The following is a 4,654-nucleotide window of genomic DNA, read 5'->3' as shown; positions in this document are numbered from 1 at the left end:
GCCGGTGATGACGCGCCTCGGTCATGAACCCCGTCGCACGCTCGACAGCGCGGCGCTCGCCATCGCTGAGCGCCTTGACATTCGGGGTGCGGCAGAACAATTCGAACGCCGCGCGTCCGCTGAGCCGCGGCGCGACACGCTCTGCCGCACCGAACACGCCCCGGATGACCTTCAGCCCGAATGATGCCATGGTGAGAATCCATCCATACGTTCAAGCATGAACATAATAGTTCAAAGATGAACAATAAACAAGAGCTGCCTTGGGACAACCCGCGTTTCCGCAACTGGGTCGCGGTGGCGCGCGCCTGCCATGTGCTTGAGCGCACGCTGGCGGTGAAACTTGCGCCGCTCGATTTGAAGCCGGCGCAGCTCGACGTGCTGATGAACCTCTATCGCCACCCCGGAATGTCGCAGCACGATCTTGCCCGCAAGCTGCTCGTCGGCCGCTCCAACATCACCATGCTGTTGCCGCAGCTGGAAGCGCGTGGCCTGCTGCGCCGCGAAGGCGACGAGAAGGACAAGCGCATCCTGCGGCTCGCGCTCACCGAGGCCGGCGAGGCGCTGCTGATGCAGGCGCTGAAAGTGCATATGGCGCTGATCGAGAAGGCGATGAGCCAGTCGACGCCGGAGCAATGCGACATGATCGGCGAGCAGATGCGCAAGATCTATGATGTGCTGAATGAGGCTTGAGCGCCCTTCAGCCCAACCCTACCACATCGTCTTCTTCGCCCGTTCCGGCCATTCCTTGTCGTAGGTTTCGCCGTCGATGTTCTTGCGGCTGGTGATTTCCAGGATCTGTCCGGGCGTCGGCAGCGACTTCGGCTCGACATGCCTTGCCGGGTTCCAGAGCTCGGAGCGGACGATGGCCCGGGCGCATTGGAAATAGACCGCATCGATGTCGACGACGGTTACCGATCGCGCCGCCTTGCCGTCCACCGCAAATGACGCGCACAGCGCTGTATCCGTTGTGATGTGGGCGCGACCGTTGACGCGCAGCGTCGTACCGGAGCCCGGCACCAGGAACAGCAGGCCGACGCGTGGGTCGCGGATGATGTTTTTCAGCGAATCGGCGCGGTTGTTGCCGCGTCGGTCCGGCATCATCAGCGTTTTCGGATCATGGATGCGCACGAAGCCGGCGAGATCGCCGCGCGGCGAGCAATCAAGCCCCTCCGGTCCGCTGGTCGCCAGTGCGACAAAGGGCGAGGCTTCGATGAAGGCAGCATATTCGGGAATGATGTGGTCGAGTTCCTTGACCAGCGAGGCCTCGCCTGGAATGCCATAGAGTGCCTCGAGCTGCTCGACCGTGGTGATGACGGACATGTTTTCGCCTCCAAACCTTTGCCGGCGCTACCCCAGATCGATGACATCTTCACGACAGCGATGCCCTAGCGGTCCCGGCTCAATCCCTTTTCCGCAAGCTCCGCGAGATAGGCTTCCCAGCGCGCATCCTTCTCGTGGCCGAGCGTATGCAGGTAGTTCCAGGTGAAGATGCCGGTGTCGTGGAAATCGTCGAAGGTGATGCGCACGGCGTAGTTGCCGACCGGCTCGATCTTCAGGATCGCCACATTGCGCTTGCCGGGGACCGTCACCCGCTGATCCGGCGAATGGCCCTGCACTTCGGCCGATGGCGAGGCGACGCGCAGCAGTTCCGCCGGCAGTTCGAACGGATGGTGGTCGGGAAAGGTGACGGACAGAAGTTTGCGGTCCTTGGAAACCCTGAGTTCTTTCGGTGCGGTCATGCTGTTCGATCCCGTGTCATCCGCCCTTCCCTACGCCGCTTCGCCAAACGGGAAAAGGTCTGATGAGACCGACCGACATGCGATGTCGGCTGAGAGATGTTACCAAAGATCGAGAGGCGCTATCTTGAACAGCAGGCCGGATCGTATCACATAGCGGTATATAACGAAGCCGTTCACGGCCACAGGAAGCGCTTGAAGCATGGACATGATTGATCCTTTCGGCCGCACGATCAGCTATCTCCGCGTGTCGGTTACCGACCGCTGCGATTTCCGCTGCACCTATTGCATGGCCGAGGACATGGCCTTCCTGCCGAAGAAGGACCTGCTGTCGCTGGAAGAGCTCGACCGGCTGTGCACGGTTTTCATCGAAAAGGGCGTCAGGCGATTGCGGCTGACCGGCGGTGAGCCGCTGGTGCGCAAGAACATCATGCATCTGGTGCGCCAGCTGTCGCGGCATCTCGAAAGCGGCGCGCTGGAAGAACTGACGCTGACCACCAACGGCTCGCAGCTGTCGCGCTTTGCCGCCGAACTCGCCGATTGCGGCGTCAGGCGCATCAACGTGTCGCTCGATACGCTCGATGCCGACAAATTCCACAAGATCACCCGCTGGGGCCATCTCGACAAGGTCATGCAAGGCATCGATGCCGCGCAGGCGGCCGGGCTCAAGGTCAAGCTCAACGCAGTGGCGTTGAAGGATTTCAACGACGCCGAGCTGCCCGAGATGATGCGCTGGGCGCATGGCCGCGGCATGGACCTGACGGTCATCGAAACCATGCCAATGGGCGAGATCGATGCCGACCGCACCGACCAGTATTTGCCGCTGTCGCTGCTGCGCGCGTCGCTCGAAGGCCAGTTCACGCTGACCGACATTCCCTTCAAGACCGGCGGCCCGGCGCGCTACGTCCAGGTCGCCGAGACCGGCGGACGGCTCGGCTTCATCACGCCGATGACGCATAATTTCTGTGAGAGCTGCAACCGCGTCCGGCTGACCTGCACCGGCACCCTCTATATGTGTCTCGGCCAGGAAGATGCCGCCGATCTGCGCGCGCCCTTGCGCGCCTCGGAAGGCAACGAGCTGGTCGCCGAAGCAATAGACGAAGCCATCGGCCGCAAGCCCAAGGGCCATGACTTCATCATCGACCGCCGCACCAGCCGCCCATCGGTGTCGCGCCACATGAGCGTCACTGGCGGCTGATCTTTCCGTGAAATTTATGCAATATCGCTTCGGGATCATGACTTCGAGGCGAGCATGCGGCTGCACTCTTCATTCCTGGTCATTGCGACAATGGCAGCAACCAGTGCGGTCGCCGCGCCATTCACCTATGTGAACGATCGCTTCGGCACTGTCTGCACCTTTCCCGACGACGTCTTCACCGATCGCCAGCCGGAGCCCGACAATGGCGACGGACAGCAATGGCTGAGCGCCGATGGCGCCAGCCTGATCTGCTCGGGCATCCTCAACGTCGACGACGACACGCCGAAAGGCTTTGTCGCGGCGGAGAAGGCGAGCAAGGAGCCGGGCTACAAGATCACCTACAGCAAGGCCGGAAAGGACTGGGCCGTGCTGTCGGGCCTGAGGGATGGAAAGATATTCTACGAGCGACGTCTGTTTGGGAAAGACGGTATCATCCGTACGGTCTGGGTCGACTACCCGCCGGCGCTGAAGTCGAAATACGATCCGCTGGTCGGCGCCATCGCCGGCAGTCTCAAGGGGCCATGACGGTTTCGAACCACACCCCAGAAAAAGTCTTGTTCGCGAACCGCAGCCGGATTTACGGCCAGTCTGTTCCAGCCTAGCCTTCCCCTGGAAGCTGCTCTTCGCTCACAGGGGGATACACCATGCGCAAACTCGTTCTTTCTCTGGCACTGCTTGGCCTCGCGGCCGTGCCCGCGGCGGCGCAGTCGATCGGCGGCACCTATACGGTCGCCGGCACCAATTTCGACGGCTCGGCCTATGGCGGCGAAGCCACCATCACGCTGACCAGCGGGACGACCTGCGCGATCCATTGGGAAACTGGTGGCTCATCTTCCGACGGCATCTGCATGCGCAACGATGATGCCTTCTCCGCCGGCTATGTCATGGACAAGGACATTGGCCTCGTCGTCTACAAGGTGGCGGCGGACGGTTCGCTGCACGGTCTTTGGACGATCGCCGGCAAGGAAGGCAATGGCACCGAGGTGCTTACGCCGAAGAAGTAAGTTCGCCATCGCAGGCGATATTCCGGGCCACAAACAAGGCTGTGGCCCAGTCCTTTGCTGTTGCTGTTTCATGCCCGACTGTTACAGGCTTGCTGCCTAAAGCGCGTCGCGTTTGAACGGATTCAGGCCACGCGCTTCAGGTCTTTGTTTCTTATGCATGTCGTTTCCCCAAAACCGTGGTCACTTTTGGGCGATATGTATTAGCACAACCGGTAGCCGTCTTGCCCCTGTCTCCAAATTTTCGCGGCGCGTTGTTCATGATGGTGGCGATGGCCGGCTTCACCCTCAATGACGCCATCACCAAATACTCGTCGCAATCGATGAACATGGCGCAGGTCATGTTGATCCGTGGGGCTTTCGCATCGCTTTTCGTCGGTCTGCTCGCCTGGCAGCGCGGCGCTCTCGCCCGCCCGGGCTCGATGCTGCAGCCTCTGGTCGCCTTGCGCGTGATCAGCGAGGCCGGCGCAACGGTGAGTTTCCTCGTCGCCCTCGCCCATCTGCCGATCGCCAATGTTTCGGCGGTGCTGCAGGCGCTGCCGCTGGCGGTGACGATGGGAGCGGCACTTGTCTTTGGCGAGACTGTCGGCTGGCGGCGTTGGCTGGCCATCGCCATCGGATTTGCCGGCGTGCTGATCATCGTGCGGCCGGGCTTCGAAGGGTTCAGCGTCTACTCGCTGTCGGCGCTGGCCAGCGTCGCCTGCTGCGCGGTGCGCGAT

General features: G+C 61.8%; 7 protein-coding genes and 1 pseudogene. 5 read left to right on the top strand and 3 right to left on the bottom strand.

Annotation, left to right across the window (positions count from 1 at the left end; genetic code table 11):
- Positions 1 to 190: pseudogene (locus tag EN914_RS24900) on the bottom strand (alpha/beta hydrolase); the annotation flags it as partial.
- Positions 191 to 237: 47 nt separating this feature from the next.
- On the opposite strand from EN914_RS24900, the gene EN914_RS24895 reads away from it, so the two are divergent.
- On the top strand, positions 238 to 690 hold the full coding sequence (locus EN914_RS24895) for a MarR family winged helix-turn-helix transcriptional regulator (protein ID WP_013531696.1): 453 nt from the start codon (positions 238 to 240) through the stop codon (positions 688 to 690).
- Between the two features lie 18 nt (positions 691 to 708).
- On the opposite strand, the gene EN914_RS24890 is transcribed toward EN914_RS24895, so the two are convergent.
- Positions 709 to 1,320: a pyridoxamine 5'-phosphate oxidase family protein gene (locus EN914_RS24890; protein ID WP_024503300.1), complete on the bottom strand. Its 612-nt coding sequence runs from the start codon at positions 1,318 to 1,320 to the stop codon at positions 709 to 711.
- A 65-nt stretch (positions 1,321 to 1,385) separates the two neighbouring features.
- Positions 1,386 to 1,739, bottom strand: coding sequence for a gamma-butyrobetaine hydroxylase-like domain-containing protein (locus EN914_RS24885; protein ID WP_013531698.1), 354 nt, complete (start codon positions 1,737 to 1,739; stop codon positions 1,386 to 1,388).
- A gap of 199 nt (positions 1,740 to 1,938) precedes the next feature.
- Between EN914_RS24885 and moaA the strand changes: the two genes are divergently transcribed.
- The 4 genes from moaA to EN914_RS24865 all read left to right on the top strand — a co-directional run.
- The gene (gene moaA, locus EN914_RS24880) at positions 1,939 to 2,934 is read left to right on the top strand and encodes a GTP 3',8-cyclase MoaA (RefSeq protein WP_024503301.1); all 996 of its coding nucleotides are present in this window, start codon (positions 1,939 to 1,941) and stop codon (positions 2,932 to 2,934) included.
- 54 nt (positions 2,935 to 2,988) lie between these two features.
- Positions 2,989 to 3,459 carry a hypothetical protein gene (locus tag EN914_RS24875; RefSeq protein ID WP_024503302.1) on the top strand — a complete coding sequence of 157 codons (471 nt, stop codon included), beginning with the start codon at positions 2,989 to 2,991 and terminating at the stop codon, positions 3,457 to 3,459.
- Positions 3,460 to 3,578: 119 nt separating this feature from the next.
- Positions 3,579 to 3,938, top strand: coding sequence for a hypothetical protein (locus EN914_RS24870; RefSeq protein WP_013531701.1), 360 nt, complete (start codon positions 3,579 to 3,581; stop codon positions 3,936 to 3,938).
- A gap of 221 nt (positions 3,939 to 4,159) precedes the next feature.
- On the top strand, positions 4,160 to 4,654 hold a 495-nt coding region (locus EN914_RS24865; protein ID WP_164778888.1), incomplete at its 3' end, for a DMT family transporter.

Source organism: Mesorhizobium sp. M7A.F.Ca.CA.001.08.2.1 (assembly GCF_003998455.1).
Taxonomy (GTDB): domain Bacteria; phylum Pseudomonadota; class Alphaproteobacteria; order Rhizobiales; family Rhizobiaceae; genus Mesorhizobium; species Mesorhizobium ciceri.
This window is presented reverse-complemented; position numbering and strand designations above follow the sequence as displayed.